The organism is Phytobacter sp. MRY16-398 (assembly GCF_003925915.1).
Lineage (GTDB): Bacteria > Pseudomonadota > Gammaproteobacteria > Enterobacterales > Enterobacteriaceae > Phytobacter > Phytobacter diazotrophicus.
Window position 1 is genome coordinate 710,303 of sequence record NZ_AP018756.1, and the last position, 18,764, is coordinate 729,066.

Sequence of the window (18,764 nt, forward strand, 5' to 3'; positions counted from 1 at the left end):
GAGATGAAGACAAAACTGATAGTGCAACTGAGCGCGCTGGCGCTGGCGGGTAGCGTCATGGCTGCCCAGGCGGCTGACCGTATCGCCTTTATTCCCAAACTGGTTGGGGTGGGCTTCTTCACCAGCGGCGGCAACGGCGCGAAAGAGGCGGGCAAAGACCTGGGTGTGGATGTGACCTATGACGGCCCGACCGAACCGAGCGTTTCCGGCCAGGTTCAGCTCATCAACAACTTCGTCAACCAGGGCTACAAGGCCATTATTGTCTCCGCGGTTTCGCCGGATGGGCTGTGCCCGGCGCTGAAACGGGCGATGCAGCGCGGTGTGAAAGTGCTGACCTGGGACTCCGATACCAAGCCTGAGTGTCGCAGCATCTACATCAATCAGGGGACGCCAGAGCAACTGGGTGGTCTGCTGGTGGAGATGGCTTCAAAGCAGGTAACCAAACCGAATGCCAAAGTCGCTTTCTTCTATTCAAGCCCAACGGTGACCGACCAGAACCAGTGGGTAAAAGAGGCGAAAGCCAAAATCGAGAAAGATCATCCCCAGTGGCAAATCGTCACCACCCAGTTTGGCTATAACGATGCGACCAAATCGCTGCAAACCGCAGAAGGGATCTTAAAAGCGTATCCGGATCTGGACGCGATCATTGCGCCGGATGCCAATGCTCTGCCAGCGGCAGCACAGGCTGCGGAGAACCTGAAACGGGAAGGAGTGGCGATTGTCGGCTTTAGTACGCCGAACGTCATGCGCCCGTATGTAGAGCGCGGTACGGTGAAAGCCTTTGGCCTGTGGGATGTGGTGCAACAGGGGAAAATTTCGGTGAATGTCGCCGAACATCTGCTGAAAAAAGGCGATCTTAACGTGGGCGACAGCGTCGACGTGAAAGATATCGGCACGCTTAAAGTCGAGCCAAACAGCGTGCAGGGCTATCAGTATGAAGCGAAAGGCAACGGGATTGTGCTGCTGCCGGAACGCGTGGTGTTCACCAAAGAGAACATTGGCAAATACGACTTCTGATGGGAGGAAACGATGGCGGATTTAGATGACATCAAAGATGGCAAAGATTTTGGCCTCGACCGGCCGCAACAGAATGTGCCGTTTACGCTTAAAGGCTGCGGGGCGCTGGACTGGGGGATGCAGTCGCGTCTGTCGCGCATCTTCAACCCGAAAAGCAACCGCACGGTGATGCTGGCGTTTGACCACGGCTATTTTCAGGGGCCGACTACCGGCCTTGAGCGTATCGATTTATCCATCGCCCCGCTGTTTGGCGAAACGGACGTGCTGATGTGTACCCGTGGGGTGCTGCGAAGCCAGGTGCCGCCCGCTACCAATAAACCGGTGGTGCTGCGGGCGTCGGGAGGTAACTCTATTCTGACCGAACTGTCGAACGAGTGCGTGGCGGTAGCGATGGAGGATGCCCTGCGGCTGAACGTCTGTGCGGTGGCGGCCCAGGTTTATATCGGCAGCGAGCATGAGCATCAGTCGATCAATAACATTATTAAGCTGGTGGATGCCGGGAACCGTTACGGTGTCCCTACGCTTGCGGTCACCGGCGTCGGCAAAGAGATGGCGCGGGATGCACGCTATTTTTCACTGGCCAGCCGTATCGCCGCCGAGATGGGGGCGCAGTTTGTCAAAACCTACTTTGTCGAAGAGGGGTTTGAGAAAGTCACCGCCAGTTGCCCGGTGCCGATTGTGATTGCCGGGGGCAAGAAATTGCCTGAGCTGGAGGCATTAGAGATGTGTTTTCGCGCCATCGACCAGGGGGCGTCCGGCGTGGACATGGGGCGCAATATCTTCCAGTCCAGCGCGCCGCTCGCCATGCTCAAAGCAGTAAAAAAAGTGGTACACGAGAATATGAGCGCCCGTGAGGCGTATCAGTTCTGGCAGGAAGAGAAACAGGGAGAGCAACAATGAATGTGACGCTGGTGGAAATTAACATCAAGCCGGACAAGATCGATGAGTTTCTTGAGGTGTTTCGCGCCAATCACGAGGGGGCAGTGAAGGAGCCGGGAAATCTGCGTTTTGATGTGTTGCAGGATCCGAAAGTGAAGACGCGGTTTTTTATCTACGAGGCGTATAAGGATGAGGCTGCTGTGCTGGCGCACAAGGAGACGCCGCACTATCTGGCCTGCGTGGCGAAGCTGGAAGATCTGATGTCGGAGCCGCGTAAGAAAAGGACGTTTGTGGGGCTGATGCCGTAATAGCGGTTTGGAGTGGTGCGCGGTGTTTACTTCACCCTGACCCTCTTCCCAAAGAGGAGAGGGGGACCGTTCGTGCTCGCATTTTTATGGGGATTCCTCAACCCGACAGGGAAGAGGGAACCGATCGAGCGGGTGGGGGGCTGTTTTTCACCCTCTCCCTTGAGGGAGAGGGCAGGGGTGAGGGGGAGAAGGGCGCACCGTCTTTACGCTTCTTCCACCGCCACGCGCATTGCTGCCAGCGCGGTGCGTGCCGCTTTGAGTACCTGTTCACACTGTTCAATCGTCAGTGTTAACGGCGGTTCAATACGAATAGTTTTCGAATTGTTGAGTGTCCCGGCAACCAGTACACGCTGGCGGAACATTTCGCTCGCAAACGTATAGCCGATTTCGTTATCCACAAACTCGATAGCCATCAGCATCCCTCTGCCGCGTGCATCCTGCACCAGGTCCGGGTATTCACGCGCCAGCAGGCGGAAGCCGTCAAGCAGCATGTCACCTTTCTGCTCTGCCTGTGCCGGTAAGTTCTCTTCCAGCAGCACGTTGATGGTCGCCAGCGCGGCCGCACAGGCCAGCGGGTTACCGCCAAACGTGGTGGTATGCAGGAAAGGATTATCGAACAGGACGGAGAAGACCTCTTCGGTCGCGATAGTCGCGCCGATCGGCATCACGCCGCCGCCGAGTGCTTTCGCAAGACATAAAATGTCCGGCTGGACGTTCTCATGCTCGCAGGCGAACATCTTGCCCGTACGGCCCATCCCGGTCTGCACTTCATCAAAGATAAGCAGCGCGCCAAACTCATCACACAGCTTACGCACGGCCGGTAGATAACCCTGCGGTGGCAGGATAACGCCGCCTTCACCCTGAATGGGCTCAAGGATCACCGCAGCGACATCATCGCCGGTTTTATGACATTCACTGAGCAGGGTACGCATGGCCTCGATATCGCCAAACGGCACATGACGGAAGCCCGGCAGCAACGGCATAAACGGTTTACGGAAGGTCGATTTCGCCGTCGCAGACAACGCACCCAGGGATTTACCGTGGAACGCGCCGCTGGTCGCGACAAAGGTAAATTTGCCCCGTGGCGACTGATACGCTTTAGCGAGCTTTAATGCCGCTTCGACGGATTCCGTGCCGCTGTTGCTAAAGAAGCTGTATTTGAGTTTGCCTGGGGCTAATGCCGCCAGCGTTTTTGCCAGCATCGCCCGCAGTGGGTCGAGAAGCTCCTGGCTATGCAGAGGTTGTTTTGCGAGTTGATTCTGTACGGCGGAAACCACTACTGGATTACGGTGCCCCACATTGAAGATACCAAACCCACCCAGACAATCTAGAAACTCCTGTCCCTGGGTGTCGACAAGCGTATTCAAACTTCCCGCTTGCCACTCTACGGCTCCGTAATCCCCGCCGGCAGTAACAGATTTTCGATACTCTAAAAACCCCGGATTGACATGCTCTTTAAAGTATTCTCGTACCTCTCGGTTTAATTCTTTCATCTCCTCATGATCAAGCTTTCGTTTCTCTATGAGGTTCAGTGCGTGTGCGCTGCAGGCAAGAGCCGATGCGCTGGAAGGTAATCTGTTCAAAATATGCTCCCGGGGCTCGCGTATCACATGATACTGATTTAAGTATTGCAGGGATTGCGCCACATCGAAGCCGTAAATGAAAATCGGGATAAACACCAGGGAAAAATGCATTTGTACGAGATTAGATCCCGGATCTTACCCTTTGTTACGCTCTGAAATAGAGGAAAAGAAAACGCGCAGTGCGCGTTTTTTAAGCGAAATGCACCGTGGTGGTGCGATTATTGCCTCATTTTCGCGCAGCGATAAATCAGGAAAACTTGGTAGTTTCAAGGCGTTACTATATAAATCAGCAGCTTAAAAACATACAAATAGTGCGGTTTAATCGCAAATTGCGATCTAAATCAAATTTAACAACTAAAGATAAATTCATTATCGCCGAAATAACATTCGATAAAATTTTTAACAGCCGAATAACTTGCAAAGGATGCTTATCATGTCTGCTCCGCCGTTTGTCACGCAACGGGAATACACCCTTGATGCTGACACCACCCTGATGTCGACCACCGATTTGCAAAGCTATATCACCCACGCCAATGACACCTTCTCGCAGGTAAGCGGCTTTGAGCTGGACGAACTGATCGGCCAGCCGCACAACCTGGTACGCCACCCGGATATGCCGAAAGCCGCCTTTGCGGACATGTGGTACACCCTGAAACAGGGCGAACCCTGGAGCGGTATTGTTAAAAACCGCCGTCGGAATGGCGATCATTACTGGGTACGGGCTAACGCTGCACCAATGGTGCGTAACGGAAAAGTGACGGGCTATATGTCCATTCGTACCCGCGCCACCCAGGAAGAAATTGCCGCTGTCACACCTTTATATAAAGCCATTCAGGAAGGGCGAGCTAAAAAGCGGATCCATAAAGGGCTGGTGGTTAGCCGGGGCTGGCTGGGTAAACTGCCCTCTCTGCCATTACGCTGGCGGACACGCGGGGTGATGGCGCTCTTGTGGATGGTGCTGGCGGCTGGTCTGTGGCTTTCCGGGAATGGTCCGGCGACGATTTTGTTGAGTGCCGCGATCTTGCTATTGGGCTGTGCCTGCCTTGAATGGCAAATTGTGCGTCCGGTTGAGGAAGTCGCCCGTCAGGCCCTCAGCGTGGCGACCGGTGAACGTAACAGCGTGACGCATCTGAAACGTAGCGACGAACTGGGCCTTACTCTGCGGTCCGTTGGGCAGTTGGGGTTAATGTGTCGCTGGCTGATTCACGATGTTTCCGGTCAGGTGAGTAGCGTGCGCAGCGGTAGCGAAACGCTGGCAAAAGGTAACGACGATCTGAACGAGCGTACTCGGCAGACCGTCGTCAATGTGCAGCAGACCGTTGCCACGATGAGCCAGATGGCCGCCTCGGTGCAAAATAATTCCCATACCGCGACAGAGGCTGACAAACTCTCCAGCTCCGCCAGTAGCGCGGCGGCGAATGGAGGAAAAGCGATGGAAACGGTGGTGAAAACGATGGACGAAATTGCTGACAGTACGCAGCGCATCGGTTCAATCACCGCATTGATTAATGACATCGCTTTTCAGACCAACATTCTGGCGCTCAATGCCGCAGTGGAGGCCGCCCGTGCCGGTGAGCAGGGCAAAGGTTTTGCGGTGGTGGCCGGGGAAGTTCGCCACCTTGCCAGCCGTAGCGCCAGTGCGGCAAATGATATTCGCAAGTTGATTGATGCCAGCGCCAGCAAAGTGCAATCGGGCTATGAACAGGTCCATGCGGCAGGCAGGACAATGGACAATATCGTCACCCAGGTTCAAAACGTGACCTCCCTGATCGGTCAGATTAGCCAGTCGACTTCTGAACAGGCGCAAGGGCTGTCAGAGCTGACCCATGCTGTGGCAGAATTGGATACCATCGCGCAAAAAAATGCCGGGCTGGTAGCCGAAAACGCCAATGTTTCCTCAATGGTAAAACACCGCGCCAGCCGTTTGCAGGACGCCGTTTCCGTGCTGCATTAATTCTTCTCCCTCTCTATTTATAGAGAGGGAATTTTCTCTTTGTATTTATTTAACCTTGTTTTTTATATGGTTATATTGCATCTTTTAATTTGTTCTATTTATATTTATAAAATGTTAAATTAATATTAAATATAGTTTCTTTTTTGATCACTTATATTCCATTTAATTTAACTTGTTATTCCTATTAAAAGACAATTAAGTGGCGTTAATATACGTTGCGCAACTTCTTCCCTCAGAACATATAACGATCGATAGATCTCAATTAATAGCTGATAACTATCAGAATAATCACAACTGAAATAAAAAAACGATCAATCTCATAAAGTTAGCGCAGCGGTTACCGATAACATGCAGTGGAGATATTATTTCTGGCGTCTCTTTTAAAGCAACGCATCTAACTCTTTGTTGAAAAGGGTTTTTTCGCAAAATTATAATCATGTGCATGGGGGAATATATGTTTTTACATGATGTAAAAATTGGTGCGAAATTATTTTTCGCGTTCGGATTTTTTATTGTCTTGATGGTAGCCAGCTCCGCTCTTTCACTGTTCAGTCTGAATCGTGCTAATAATGGAATGCAGGATATTATTCACAATGATTATCCGACCACCGTAAAAGCCAATCAACTCATCGATAACTTCCAGAGCTTTGTCAGTACGCAGCAACTTATGTTACTGGACACGGATGGCAAATGGCAGGCAGAGACCGAGAAGCAGCTCGGCGAAATTAGTTCCCGCGTAACGGTTCTTCTGGACGATCTGACAAAAAACCTCCATGACAGCGAATCGCAAAAAATCCTCGCCGAGATTAAAGATATCCGTCAGCAATTTCTGGACTCGCGTTTTCGTATTCTGGAAGACGTGAAGAAGGATGATCATTCGGCGGCTATCACTGAAATGATGATCAAAATGGTGCCAATCCAAAAAGCCTACAAAGAGAAAGTGCTGGCCCTGATTGCTATCCAGGATGCGCAGATGCGTCATGGTAGTGAGCAGGTTCAAAGCGATTTCAGCACCAACCGTTTACTGCTGATTGCCCTGGCGATTATCAGTATCGGCGTGGGTACGCTTTTGGGATGGGTGATAGTGCGCGCCATTACTCGCCCGCTGCGTGAAGCGGTGACGTTCGCCGAGGCGATTGCCAGCGGTGATTTAACCCGCACTATCCACTCCGACTATCGTGATGAGACCGGTATCCTGCTGCGTGCTTTGATGGAGATGAAAACCCGCCTGGTGGACATTGTTCAGGAAGTGCAGTTTGGCTCGGCCAGTATCTCAAGCGCCGCGGCGCAAATTGTGGCCGGAAACCAGGATCTGGCGGCCCGCACAGAGGAGCAGGCCAGCTCTGTCGAACAGACTGCATCGTCCATGGAGCAGATTACCGCGACCGTGAAAAACACGGCCGATCACACCACCGAAGCCACCAGCCTGTCTGCGGATGCGGCCAATGTGGTTAAAAACAATGGCGAGATGATGAAACAGGTCACCGAGAAGATGCGTGTGATCAATGAGACCTCCAACCGTATGTCTGACATCATCAACCTGATTGACGCCATCGCCTTCCAGACCAATATCCTGGCGCTAAATGCGGCAGTGGAAGCGGCACGTGCAGGCGAGCATGGTCGTGGCTTTGCGGTTGTGGCCGGTGAAGTGCGTCAACTGGCGCAAAAAAGTGCCGCATCTGCCAATGAAATCCGCCAGCTTATTGAAAACTCCACCAGCCAGACCCGTGAGGGCATGGCGCTGGTGGAAAAAGCCAGCAGTTTGATCAACGGCATGGTGAGCAACGTTCAGGAGATGGATGTGATCCTGCGCGAGATTGGCCAGGCAAGCCGCGAGCAGACCGACGGTATTTCACAAATCAACAGCGCTATCGGGCTGATTGATTCCACCACGCAACAGAACTCAAGCCTTGTGGAAGAGTCCGTTGCGGCGGCGGCGGCGCTTAATGAGCAGGCGACGCACCTGCGCGAGCTGGTGCAAGTTTTCCGCCTGCGTGAAGACGGGGCGATGGCTTAATCCAGTTGAGAGATATCCAGCGCCGCCCGGTCGATAATACCGATAATTTGTTTTAACTGGGCGGCGCTGATTTCTGACTGGTTAACTTTCAAATCCAGCACCGCCTTGAAGTTTTCCAGCGCGCGCTTCATTTGCGGATCTTTTCGTAACTGATAACCCACGCTTCGCGCCTTGATACGCGCCTGAATATGCTGCAGGTGCTCGCTATTTTCGGCAAGCCACGCCTGACCTTGCGAGGTAATGGCTATCTTTTTACGTCCACCGTCTTCCTCGTGAATAATAATAAACTGCTGATCCTGCAAGAGATCCAGCGTCGGGTAAATCACGCCCGGACTGGGTGTGTAATTTCCCTGGGTCAGGGTTTCGATCTCTTTAATCAACTCATAACCATGGCTGGCATTACGGGTCAGGATATCCAGGATAACCAGGCGTAATTCGCCGTGGCCGAAAAAGCGCTGACGGCGTCCGCCGCCGCGCCCATGATGGGCTTCGCCGTGGTGGCCGCGATGATGTTCCCCGCGACGCCCGGCGTGACACTCGCTGTCGTGACCCTGCTGGCATTCTTCATCGAATGCATTGTGATGATGTCGCATGTTGTGCTCCCTGGTGAATTTGATATATCTAATTTATATCTAAAATTAAAAATATGACAAGTCTGGTTCTGTTTATTTTTATAGTTTATTGATTTTAATGATTTTTAATTTTCTTTTTTGCAGGTTGTGCGCTTCTGATTTTATGTATCTAAAAAAGGCTTGCCATCTCAATAAACAGCAATCATTATCATTTAAAAATCAATTTAGATATATCGTATTCAATTTCACGAAGGCCGATTATGACAATCAAACAACAACGTTATCCGCAGCGTGTACGCAATGAGTTGCGTTTTCGCGAGTTGACCGTGTTACGCGTCGAGCGTGTGGGTGCCGGGTTTCAGCGCATTGTGCTGGGCGGCGAGGCGCTGGAGGGGTTTATCTCTCGCGGGTTCGACGACCATACCAAAGTCTTTTTCCCACAGCCGGGTAGCGCGTTTACGCCTCCACAGGTAACCGATGAGGGTATCGTTTGGGCTGAGGGGCCACGCCCTGCAACGCGTGATTACACACCGCTGTATGATGAGCGCCGCCAGGAGCTGGCGATCGATTTCTTTATTCATGAAGGTGGTGTGGCAAGCACCTGGGCGATGCAGGCCCGGGCAGGCGACAAGCTGACCATCGGCGGACCGCGTGGATCGCTGGTGGTGCCGGAAGATTATGCCTGGCAGTTGTATGTGTGCGATGAGTCCGGGATGCCGGCGTTGCGTCGTCGGCTGGAAGGGTTAAACCGCCTGACGGTGCGCCCGGAAGTCAAAGCGGTGGTCACCGTAGGGGACGCCTCGTACAAAGATTATTTCGCCCATTTGAGTGATTACAACATTGATTGGGTGGTTGGCCATGACGGGCAGACGGTGGTGGAAAAGCTGACGCCGGTTGCTGTGCCGTCGGAAGACTATTTTATCTGGCTGACGGGCGAGGGTGCGGTAGTGAAAGCGTTGCTGGATCACTATGCGACTGACGCTATCGACCAGCAACGGGTTCGTGGTCAGGCTTATTGGCATAAGAAGTAGTTCGCTACACTTTTCTTCACCAGGAAGGGGAGTGTTGCATCTGTGCCTCTCCCCGGTGGCGCTTCGCTTACCGGGGCTACGGTTGTGCGGTGGGTATCGATAAGAGCACGGATAAGGCGCTTGCGCCGCATCCGGGAGATTGCGGATTACGCCACTTCGTCGTATTCGGCTTCGCTCACCTGCTGCTCCAGAGATTGACGAATCTCGGCAAGGGCTTTCTCTTGCTGGCGGAAATACCCTTCCTGATCGGTCAGTGACGATACCAGTTGCCACGACTCCTCTTTCTCCAGCGCATTCAGCTCATCGATCAGGCTGGCAATATGCTGCTTCACCTCATGAATACGCTGGCGCAGGCGGGCAAGATCGTTAAGACGATCGCTGGCCATTAACGGCTCCAGCCCTTTTTGCAGGCGGGTTAACAAAAGGCGAATTGCCCCCAGATCGCCGCGCTGCCTGGCCTGATTCAACTGAACCATCATGGCATGCGCCTCTTCTTTAAAGGCATCGTCCACCAAATCCGGGTGGCAAAGTTTACTGGCCTGGCGCCACAAGCGTTTCAGCTCAACGCGCTCATCCGGTGACATTTTCTGCTCGAAGCCAAAACGCTGCTCGGCATCGTGCTGTTGTTCCTGGTAATCTTCATACTCCTGGCGCGCTTCATCCCGCGCCTGACGCGCCGGTTCATCTTCACGCGTTAAGCCTTGCTCCAGCTCCTGCGCTTCGGCCAGCAAAGAGGCGATCAGCGCATTCTGCTGCTGCAAATGCTTACGCGCCTCCGCCGCCTGCGGGGATTGGGGCGGAAAACTTTGCCAGCGGCGGGTAAGGGTGACCAGCACCTCCACCGCCTGCGACAGATATTTCTGGCAGCGAAGATAATCGGCCTCACGACGATGCGCTTCGGCTTCCTGGCGACGCACGGCGGCCTCGGCGAGGATCTTACGCAGGCGCAGGATCTGTGACATCAGTGGCCCAAGACGGGTGAGGTACAGATCGTTGAAATCATCCAGCAACTGAATGCGGGTGTTACGTTTATCGATTAACTCACGCAACTGCTCTTCCAGCGCTTTCAGTTCCAGTTTGCTGGCGGCAACCTGGGGATCCTGCCACTGCACCACTGAACGCTGGCTCTGCAGCCAGGCATTGATAGTGCGCAACGCATCGGAAAAGTTTTTCTCTTCAAGCGCCCATACGATGAACGCCAGTTCACTGTCGGTGACTTCGTTTTTTAGAAAAGGAAGCTGGCTCTGAATAATGCCTTCGTCTTCCAGTTCAATGGCGTACTTAATGATCTCAAGCCGTTTTATGGGTTTGTTCATGGTCTTTCGCTAAGGCGCTTAAAGATTGAGTTAATGGTAGTTGGTAATGATCAAACACGAAATAAGCTCATTGTCGTACCCGCAGCCGCTGCGTTCAACCCTGAAAGATTAGCATCAGTTCAGCTAAGCAGATATGGTTGAAATCATAATACAGGTCACAAGTTACAGGCGTTAGCATTCCTGAAAGAAATACTTTCCCGGTACGTTTTTTCCCCACTTCCCGGCTGTTTCATATTCACCTCATCAAGTGATTTAGCTCTCATATTTCCATGAAACCGGTTGCATGGCTGGTTGTCCAGGTTAGCATGAAACCGGTTTCATTCATTGCATGACTCAGTTACCGAAAATAAAAGGTAGAAAAAAGATGGCTGTTATTCGGGATTACAATAAGTTAGCAAGTGATATCCTCCGGGAAGTCGGAGGGGAAGAGAACATCAACAGCTTTACCCGTTGCGCCACGCGTTTACGTCTGGTCCTTAATGAAACGCCCGCTGATGCGAAACGTCTGGTGCAAAGCCTGCCTGGGGTCATTGCGGTGGTGGAAAGCGGTGGACAGTTTCAGGTGGTGATCGGTACCCACGTGGCAGACGTCTTCAACGCGATGTCAGGTCTGGTAAAAGAGAATGGCTCCATAAGCAGCGCTCCGAAAAAAACACGTAAGCTTGACGCGGTGATTGCCACCATGTCGGCAGTGTTCGCGCCGATTGTCTACATTCTGGCGGCGGCAGGTATTCTGCAAGGGCTGCTGATTGTTGTCAGTCTGATGGATGCCGATATCAAAACCACCGGCACTTTCGCCGTGCTCAACTTTATGTCCTGGACGCCGTTTGCCTTCCTGCCGGTGTTTATCGCCATTACGGCGGCGCGCCATTTCAAATGTAACCCGTTTATCGCGGTTCTCTGCTGTTGTGCGCTGATTAGCCCTGACTGGGCTGCGCTGGCGGGGCGTATTGCTGGCGGGGAGAGCATCAATTTCCTTTTCTTCCCGCTTTCTAAAACGGTGTATACCTCCTCGGTTTTGCCACCGCTGTTCCTGGTGTGGGCGCTCTCCTGGTTCGAACGCCGGGTAGAAAAGTGGATCCCGGACGTGGTCAGCCCGCTCTTTACGCCGTTGATCTGCTTCGTTGTCATCGTGCCGCTGACCCTGATTGTGATTGGCCCCATTACCACCTGGGCGGCAATGGGGGTGGCAAATGGCTACAACGCGCTCTTTCACGCAGCACCGGCCGTTGCGGCGGCGGTGATTGGCGGCGTGTGGCAGATTATTGTTATCTTCGGGGTTCACTGGGGGATTACGCCGGTAATCATGGCCAATTTTGACACCCAGGGTTACGACTCCTTCCAGGCTTACCAGACCATTGCGGTTATTGGTCAGATGGCGGCGGTGTTTGGCGTGTTCCTGAAAACCCGCAATACCCAGTTAAAAGCGACCTCAATGTCTGCCGGGATCACGGCGATTTTTGGTATCACCGAACCGGCGATTTACGGTGTGACGCTGCGTTTTAAAAAACCGTTTATTTGCGGCTGTATCGGCGGGGCGATGGGTGCGGTCGTCGCCAGTCTCTTCGGTAGCCTGTACTACGCGTATGCCGCGTTGCCTGGCTTGTTTACCCTGGTCAATGCTATCAGCCCGAATGCGCCGATGTCGTTTGTCGGCGAACTGGTGGGGGCCGGAACCTGTATCGTGCTGACAATTGTGATGGTGCAGTTCGTGGGCTTTGAGGATCCGGCAAACGAAGAGGAGACGAAACCGGCAACACCTGTCAAAGCGCAAGCGACGTCAAATACCGCTGCGGCCAGTGCAGTGAAGATGCTTAGCCCCTTAAAAGGGGAAGTGGTGGCGTTGGAGAGCGTGGCAGATGAAGCCTTTGCCGGTAAAGCGCTTGGCGATGGTATTGCCATCAAGCCCGAAGAAGGCAAAGTTGTGGCACCGTGTGACGCGACGGTGGCGACCGTGATCGCATCACATCATGCCATTGGGTTATTGTGCGATAATGGAGCAGAGTTATTGATCCATGTTGGGTTAAATACCGTCAACCTGCAGGGGCAGCATTTCCGTCCGTTAGTGAAAGAGGGGGATGTGGTCAAAGCGGGTACGCCTCTTCTTGAATTCGACAAAGCCAGCATCGAACGCGAAGGCTATGATCTGACAACCCCGGTTCTGGTGGTTAACAGTGAAGATTTCACGCTGACAAAGCACCAGCTTGATGGCGCGATTGGTATGGGGGCGCCGCTGATGTCTCTCGCATAAGGAGGCACGGGCGCACGAACATGGTGTCAACGGCGTCACGACGTAACCCGTCGGGCTTCGCGAGTCGCACTCTTTTGCAGCATGTTTCTGAGCCGGATGTTTCTGGCTCAGTGTGAGCCACCCATTGATTGAGGTTTTCTTATGGTAACGATACTGGACGTCGCCAGAATGGCAGGAGTGTCAAAGGCGACGGTATCGCGCGCGCTAAACGGTAAGGTGTTTGTCCGGGAAGAGGTGAAGGCCAGAATTTTACAGGCCGTTGCTGATACCGGTTATCGGCCAAACCAACTGGCGCGCAATCTTGCTAATAACAAAACGAATTCGATTGGGCTGGTTATCACCAACGGGTTGTACAACGGCCCGTTCTTCTCAAGCATGGTTTATCAGGCGGCGACGCGCAGTGAAGGTCACAGCCGTCAACTGGTGCTTGCAGACGGGAAACACAGCGCTCAGGACGAGCGCGATGCGATTGGTTTGCTCCTTGAGCTTCGCTGTGAAGCCATCATGATCTACCCCAAATATCTGTCGGTCAGTGAGTTGGATGACATCATTGACGGCAACCAGACTCCGATAGTTGTCATCAATCGTGAACTTATCAGAAACCGAAACCGCTGCGTGTTTACCGATCATCGCCGCAGCAGCGAGGAGATGGTGGAACATTTACTGGCGCAGGGGCATACCCGGATTGCATTTGTGGCGGGCGTATGTGGTTCGCCGACCGGTGAACGCCGTTTACGCGGCTACCGCGATGCGTTGCGAAAAGCGGGTATCAGCCCCGATCCGCAACTGATGGTGCGGGGCGCCTGGAGCACAGAAAGCGGTTATGAGGCGGGACGCCAGTTGCTGGCGCTCAATATTCCGTTCACCTGCGTGCTGGCCGCCAATGACGATATGGCCATTGGTCTGGCGAAAGCGTTTCAGGATGCGGGGAAATCGGTGCCGGGAGAGATCTCGTTGGCCGGGTTCGATGATTCGGTGATTGGTAAGTACTACACGCCTTCTTTGACAACTATCCACGTCCCGATGGACGAAATGATCCGCGATGCGGTCGAAATTTTACTGCATCCCGACGCAAAAAACGTGTTTTCCCATCAGGGAACCCTGGTGAGCCGGGATTCAGTTGCCCGACGCGTTGACGCGGAGTGAACATTCACACGTCATAAGGCGAAGCGTGATGTTGTACGCAAGAGCGCATGCTGTTGTGGGCTGGGTGGCGACCATTGCCTGCTGTTTTATGTATATCTCGTATATACCGTTGATTCTGGATAATCTGCACGGGGTGAAAACTAACCCGCTACAACCGCTGGCCGCCGCCGTGAACTGCGTGTTGTGGGTGACGTACGGTTTACTGAGTGAAAGGAAAAACTGGCCGATTGTGATAGCCAATTCGCCCGGTATTGTGCTCGGACTGATTACCTTTAGCACTGGCTTATAGCCATCAGCTTAAAAAAAGCCGCCATGCGTTACGCACCGGCGGCCTTTTTGTCCTTATTGGCCCGATCGTATGCGCATTCCGCGAGATAGTGTTGCGATCCGCTGCGTGCGACCGTAGAGCACGAATAAAATAAATCCGCGTCCATTAAGCACATAGCGGCAGGCCAGCATGATGAGCAGAGCCACCAGCATGATGACCGCATGATGCGTCTGCCCATCCAGCACGGTAAATACCAGCAGTAGCGCACTCAGCACGGTAAGGACGCCATGCACCAGGCCATACCAGGCCAGCCCGGATGTTTTACCGCGTGCGATCATATAGGTGGCGGTCAGGTTGCTGAAAATAAACAGGATAGCGGGCAGGAAGAAGATAAGCGCCCGGACTGGCGGTGTCTGTTTTGGCAGTATCGCCATCAGCGTCAGTAAATTACAAGCGAAGGCTACCAGTAACAACAACAGCACAAACGCCAAAGGAAATCCGTTCTGCCGGGGCAGTTCAGATGGCGGTTTATCAAACCAGCGCTCCAGTTCGGGCGTTGAATGTTGCAACAGGCTGTTATCGCCACGGGCAATAACCTGTTCCATCTCCCTTCCATGGGCCAGCAGATCACAAAAAAGCCAACCGGAAATGAGCGTGGCCAGGCGCATTACAGTACCGCCAGTGACTGAATGGTGCCCACAATATAGCGGCCTGTTTTAGGAATATTGCCCGGCGAGGCGACGACACCGCTCACTGCGCTTCCCGCCAGCGCCGCCACGCTGGTCACCAGGTTACCCAGTTGCCGGGCGAGCTCCACCTGCACCGGCTCGACCGGGAAGCGTTTAGGATAAATGCCTGCGCGGATAAGGGCTTTGATTTCTTTATTACTGATGCCAGGGTTTTGCAGCTTGATGATGAGCTCCGTCAGGCGTTTGCGATCCTGGCGGGGGTACTCTTTCAGCCACTGAGACGCTTTTAACGACGAAACGGATTTCATTGCGCGCCACGTCGTGACCACCTCTTTCAGTACGCCACCTGCGCTTGCCAGCGAGATAAGATCGAGCGCGGTAGAGGTGGCATTATACCAGCCTTGCGAATCCAGCCAGGCCACATCTTCGCCGCCATTCTCCACCAGGTCATATAAACGGTAGAGGCCGTTGATGCATTGCAGACCCGTGGCAGCGGCGCCGGCATAGCCCAGGGCGACCAGCGCGCCGCTGGCTCCTGCAGTGAGCGGGACGGCGGCGCCCGCGGTGGCCATCACCCCGGCGGTAATGATCATTGCGCCGCAGGAGAGGACGGTGGAGGCGATTTCCGGACCGAGAGAGGTTGCGGAGACGGCGTCGGTCAACGATTTACCCACCGTGGTTTTTGACCCTTGTGCGGGAGGCTTTGTCACAACCACATGCGTTACGATGCCGCTTTGTCCATTCGGGTGACGTTTGCTGGGGCGCACCAGGTACCGCTCCGTGCCATCGGCGTAGATAATTCCAGCCTGCGCAAAATCACGTGTACAGTCCATCGCTGCGCCAAGCGCATCGAAATTGAAATCTGTCGCACCTTTACCGCTAAAGCGCGCAAAATCATAGCCAGGCATATTTGCTTCGGGGTTGAGTCCGGGCAGCGTCATTTTTCATTCCTTGTAATGATGAGTACAGAAGTATTAATCCAGGATTATTCCTGGACTCCCAGGGCTAACAAACAGATGTTTTTTCCGGTGTACAGGTTTATTTCGCCGCACACTATTCAGGCCAGACGAAGAAAATAGCTAAATATCATGTACTGGCTGACGCAACTGAAAACATGCAGGTTTTTCATAACCTTCTGATTTAATTGTTCTCTTTCTGGTTTTTATCTTGCCGTTTTTGCTGGCGAATGGTAGAGGAAACCTTGAGATTCCTTATTTTAGACAGCGAACAGGCAAAGTTCACCCCGCCAAAAAATGGGCTTTTATCCTTTCAGCGTGATGAGATGGGGTATTTTCTATATGAATAATTTCGAGGTGAAATTAAGATGCGGCAATCTATTTAGCAACGGAAAAACACTTTTTTAGCGGCATTAAGGAAGGTGCGAATAAGCAGGTCATTTCTTCCCAAGCTGACTCGCTGATTAAAATTTCGCGGATCTGGGCCGATTTTTTTCCCGCAAACACATCGAATCAGCCTATTTAGGCTATTTTTTCCACCATTTCTGGCGTTATTTCCGGTTTTTACTGAGATCTCTCCCACTGACGTATCATTTGGTCCACCCGAAACAGGTTGGCCAGGGTGAATAACATCGCCAGTTGGTTATCGTTTTTCAGCAGCCCCTTGTATCTGGCTTTCACGAAGCCGAACTGCCGCTTGATGATGCGAAACGGGTGCTCCACCTTGGCACGGATGCTGGCTTTCATGTATTCGATGTTGATGGCCGTTTTGTTCTTGCGCGGATGCTGCTTCAAGGTTTTTACCTTGCCGGGACGCTCGGCGATCAGCCAGTCCACATCCACCTCGGCCAGCTCCTCGCGCTGTGGCGCTCCTTGGTAGCCGGCATCGGCTGAGACAAATTGCTCCTCTCCATGAAGCAGATTACCCAGCTGATTGAGGTCATGCTCGTTGGCCGCGGTGGTGACTAGGCTGTGGGTCAGGCCACTCTTGGCATCGACACCAATGTGGGCCTTCATGCCAAAGTGCCACTGATTGCCTTTCTTGGTCTGATGCATCTCCGGATCGCGTTGCTGCTCTTTGTTCTTGGTAGAGCTGGGTGCCTCAATGATGGTGGCATCCACCAAAGTGCCTTGGGTCATCATGACGCCTGCTTCGGCCAGCCAGCGATTGATGGTCTTGAACAATTGACGGGCCAGTTGATGCTGCTCGAGCAGGTGGCGGAAATTCATGATGGTGGTGCGATCCGGCAGGGCGCTATCCAGGGATAATCGGGCAAACAGGCGCATGGAGGCGATTTCGTACAGGGCATCTTCCATGGCACCGTCGCTCAGGTTGTACCAATGCTGCATGCAGTGAATACGCAGCATGGTCTCCAGCGGATAGGGCCGTCGGCCATTGCCCGCCTTGGGATAAAACGGCTCGATGACAGCGGTCATATTCTGCCATGGCAGAATCTGCTCCATGCGGGAGAGGAAAATCTCTTTTCGGGTCTGACGGCGCTTAGTGCTGAATTCACTATCGGCGAAGGTGAGTTGATGGCTCATGATGTCCCTCTGGGATGCGCTCCGGATGAATATGATGATCTCATATCAGGAACTTGTTCGCACCTTCCTTAACATAACTGCAAATGCAGATGCGCAGTAAGCCTATTCCGGGCGGGATTGGGGGCTAATTCTCAAAATAGACAAAACGCTCACGCCGCCACGTTTTCACCGCTGGCGGCCTGGTGCATTGTGCATTACCTTAGAGCCGAAAATTATTCTCGCATTTGAAAAGGAGTCAGGTTCGATGTCTGATCAACACATAATGAAAGCCATGTTCACGCAGCAGCGAATTCAGATCATGCATTTGGGTAAGCATCACGAGGAATATACCGACGCGTACATCTTTGCCTGGGAGTCCGGTGTTTATCCGTTTTTGCATGATTTGGGTGGCGAACATCAGTATCTTCCCCATGAATTATATGGCGACTTTTTTGAGGTCAGCGCTCAGAAGGGCGCATCCATTTATGAACGTCTTAACCGGGCATGGGCAGATGAAGAGGATAATTTAACGTATAGCAGACTGGAGTCTGACCTGATGGGCATTGGCAGTTCGCGTGAATGGCGTCCCGATGAGGTCATGAATGTGTGTCGCTATCTTTTCCTGACGGGCTGTTTTGACGAGGTATTCTGGAAGGCGCTGTGTAAGCCAACGGCAGATTCATCATGGGTTGAGTTCGTGCGGGACGCGTACAGCCGGGAGCATGATACGGCGTTTATGTGAGCACATAAGAGGCAATGAAGAGCACATTGAATGAAGTGTGGGTTATCACGGAAAGAGGGCTGTCAGAATATAACCGTGAACCCCCGCACGAGCCATTGAACATCTTATACCAGACGAATATCGACTCAAATCGTGATCGCAACCAGTGTCAGCTACACTAATACCAGCGGTTATACTTGATATAAAAAAATGAGACGATAATAAGCCACAAAAAGGTCAGTATCCCAAAATAATCAGGTATAAATCTTGCGAAGATATATGCCCCTGCCACAATAAGGGCCAAAGGGATTAAATAGATATATGACTGTAAAAACCATAAAAATGCCTGCTTCATTTTTTTAATAACTCATATAAAGCTTTACCGATCATGATAGTCCCTCTACTTCATACCCGCCTGGCGATAGTCAGGTGGAGGACTAACTTACCTGATATTTCAGCATACTTGTAAGCCTTATAAGAGCATTGTGTTGTATGTACCCTTCCTGAGGACTGTACTGGTCGTTACCACAAT

Annotated in this window: 18 protein-coding genes; 11 read left to right on the forward strand and 7 right to left on the reverse strand. The window is 52.7% G+C overall.

The window, feature by feature from the left end:
• Positions 1–3: 3 nt before the first annotated feature.
• Genes lsrB through lsrG form a run of 3 tightly spaced genes read left to right on the forward strand, consistent with a single transcriptional unit; the run spans position 4 to position 2,204 of the window.
• Positions 4–1,017, forward strand: coding sequence for an autoinducer 2 ABC transporter substrate-binding protein LsrB (lsrB, locus tag MRY16398_RS03450; RefSeq protein ID WP_071194480.1), 1,014 nt, complete (start codon positions 4–6; stop codon positions 1,015–1,017).
• Between the two features lie 12 nt (positions 1,018–1,029).
• Positions 1,030–1,917, forward strand: coding sequence for a 3-hydroxy-5-phosphonooxypentane-2,4-dione thiolase (gene lsrF / locus MRY16398_RS03455; protein WP_071194481.1), 888 nt, complete (start codon positions 1,030–1,032; stop codon positions 1,915–1,917).
• Positions 1,914–2,204 carry a (4S)-4-hydroxy-5-phosphonooxypentane-2,3-dione isomerase gene (gene lsrG / locus MRY16398_RS03460; protein WP_125123837.1) on the forward strand — a complete coding sequence of 97 codons (291 nt, stop codon included), beginning with the start codon at positions 1,914–1,916 and terminating at the stop codon, positions 2,202–2,204. Before lsrF ends, lsrG begins: the two co-directional genes overlap by 4 nt.
• Positions 2,205–2,407: 203 nt before the next feature.
• Here the strand turns inward: lsrG and ygjG are convergent, their stop codons facing one another.
• Positions 2,408–3,787, reverse strand: coding sequence for a putrescine aminotransferase (gene ygjG, locus MRY16398_RS03465; RefSeq protein WP_047373471.1), 1,380 nt, complete (start codon positions 3,785–3,787; stop codon positions 2,408–2,410).
• A gap of 142 nt (positions 3,788–3,929) precedes the next feature.
• Here ygjG and MRY16398_RS30515 point away from each other — a divergent pair, with 142 nt between their 5' ends.
• The 3 genes from MRY16398_RS30515 (at position 3,930) to MRY16398_RS03475 (ending at position 7,758) form a co-directional block, all read left to right on the forward strand.
• Positions 3,930–4,085 carry a hypothetical protein gene (locus MRY16398_RS30515; RefSeq protein WP_158276533.1) on the forward strand — a complete coding sequence of 52 codons (156 nt, stop codon included), beginning with the start codon at positions 3,930–3,932 and terminating at the stop codon, positions 4,083–4,085.
• 135 nt (positions 4,086–4,220) lie between these two features.
• A complete protein-coding gene (locus tag MRY16398_RS03470; RefSeq protein WP_039078167.1) occupies positions 4,221–5,741 on the forward strand; it encodes a methyl-accepting chemotaxis protein in 1,521 nt (506 codons plus the stop codon).
• Between the two features lie 454 nt (positions 5,742–6,195).
• Positions 6,196–7,758, forward strand: a complete 1,563-nt coding sequence (locus MRY16398_RS03475) for a methyl-accepting chemotaxis protein (RefSeq protein WP_125123838.1) — start codon at positions 6,196–6,198, stop codon at positions 7,756–7,758.
• Here the strand turns inward: MRY16398_RS03475 and MRY16398_RS03480 are convergent.
• The gene (locus tag MRY16398_RS03480; RefSeq protein WP_079497081.1) at positions 7,755–8,351 is read right to left on the reverse strand and encodes a PadR family transcriptional regulator; all 597 of its coding nucleotides are present in this window, start codon (positions 8,349–8,351) and stop codon (positions 7,755–7,757) included. The genes MRY16398_RS03475 and MRY16398_RS03480 overlap by 4 nt on opposite strands.
• A gap of 236 nt (positions 8,352–8,587) precedes the next feature.
• Here MRY16398_RS03480 and MRY16398_RS03485 point away from each other — a divergent pair, with 236 nt between their 5' ends.
• Positions 8,588–9,361, forward strand: a complete 774-nt coding sequence (locus MRY16398_RS03485; RefSeq protein ID WP_272879240.1) for a siderophore-interacting protein — start codon at positions 8,588–8,590, stop codon at positions 9,359–9,361.
• A 146-nt stretch (positions 9,362–9,507) separates the two neighbouring features.
• Here the strand turns inward: MRY16398_RS03485 and MRY16398_RS03490 are convergent, their stop codons facing one another.
• The gene (locus tag MRY16398_RS03490; RefSeq protein WP_039078163.1) at positions 9,508–10,677 is read right to left on the reverse strand and encodes a coiled-coil domain-containing protein; all 1,170 of its coding nucleotides are present in this window, start codon (positions 10,675–10,677) and stop codon (positions 9,508–9,510) included.
• Positions 10,678–11,041: 364 nt separating this feature from the next.
• Here MRY16398_RS03490 and MRY16398_RS03495 point away from each other — a divergent pair, with 364 nt between their 5' ends.
• The 3 genes from MRY16398_RS03495 (at position 11,042) to MRY16398_RS03505 (ending at position 14,363) form a co-directional block, all read left to right on the forward strand.
• Entirely contained in the window at positions 11,042–12,928 is a 1,887-nt protein-coding gene (locus MRY16398_RS03495) for a beta-glucoside-specific PTS transporter subunit IIABC (protein WP_039078162.1), read from the forward strand.
• A 141-nt stretch (positions 12,929–13,069) separates the two neighbouring features.
• Positions 13,070–14,074: a LacI family DNA-binding transcriptional regulator gene (locus MRY16398_RS03500; RefSeq protein ID WP_125123840.1), complete on the forward strand. Its 1,005-nt coding sequence runs from the start codon at positions 13,070–13,072 to the stop codon at positions 14,072–14,074.
• Between the two features lie 28 nt (positions 14,075–14,102).
• On the forward strand, positions 14,103–14,363 hold the full coding sequence (locus MRY16398_RS03505) for a hypothetical protein (RefSeq protein WP_079497083.1): 261 nt from the start codon (positions 14,103–14,105) through the stop codon (positions 14,361–14,363).
• Between the two features lie 53 nt (positions 14,364–14,416).
• On the opposite strand, the gene MRY16398_RS03510 is transcribed toward MRY16398_RS03505, so the two are convergent.
• From MRY16398_RS03510 to MRY16398_RS03520, 4 genes are all read right to left on the reverse strand, one after another.
• Complete coding sequence (locus MRY16398_RS03510; protein ID WP_125123841.1) at positions 14,417–14,947, reverse strand: YoaK family protein; 531 nt, start codon at positions 14,945–14,947, stop codon at positions 14,417–14,419.
• Between the two features lie 62 nt (positions 14,948–15,009).
• Positions 15,010–15,972, reverse strand: coding sequence for a hypothetical protein (locus tag MRY16398_RS03515; RefSeq protein ID WP_125123842.1), 963 nt, complete (start codon positions 15,970–15,972; stop codon positions 15,010–15,012).
• 397 nt (positions 15,973–16,369) lie between these two features.
• Complete coding sequence (locus tag MRY16398_RS31205; RefSeq protein ID WP_350354094.1) at positions 16,370–16,570, reverse strand: hypothetical protein; 201 nt, start codon at positions 16,568–16,570, stop codon at positions 16,370–16,372.
• Positions 16,552–17,532 (reverse strand): IS5-like element ISKpn26 family transposase, encoded by a 981-nt coding sequence (locus MRY16398_RS03520; protein WP_000019441.1) that lies wholly within the window; start codon positions 17,530–17,532, stop codon positions 16,552–16,554. Before MRY16398_RS03520 ends, MRY16398_RS31205 begins: the two co-directional genes overlap by 19 nt.
• A gap of 244 nt (positions 17,533–17,776) precedes the next feature.
• On the opposite strand from MRY16398_RS03520, the gene MRY16398_RS03525 reads away from it, so the two are divergent.
• Entirely contained in the window at positions 17,777–18,253 is a 477-nt protein-coding gene (locus MRY16398_RS03525; RefSeq protein WP_039078158.1) for a hypothetical protein, read from the forward strand.
• The last annotated feature ends 511 nt before the right edge of the window (positions 18,254–18,764 follow it).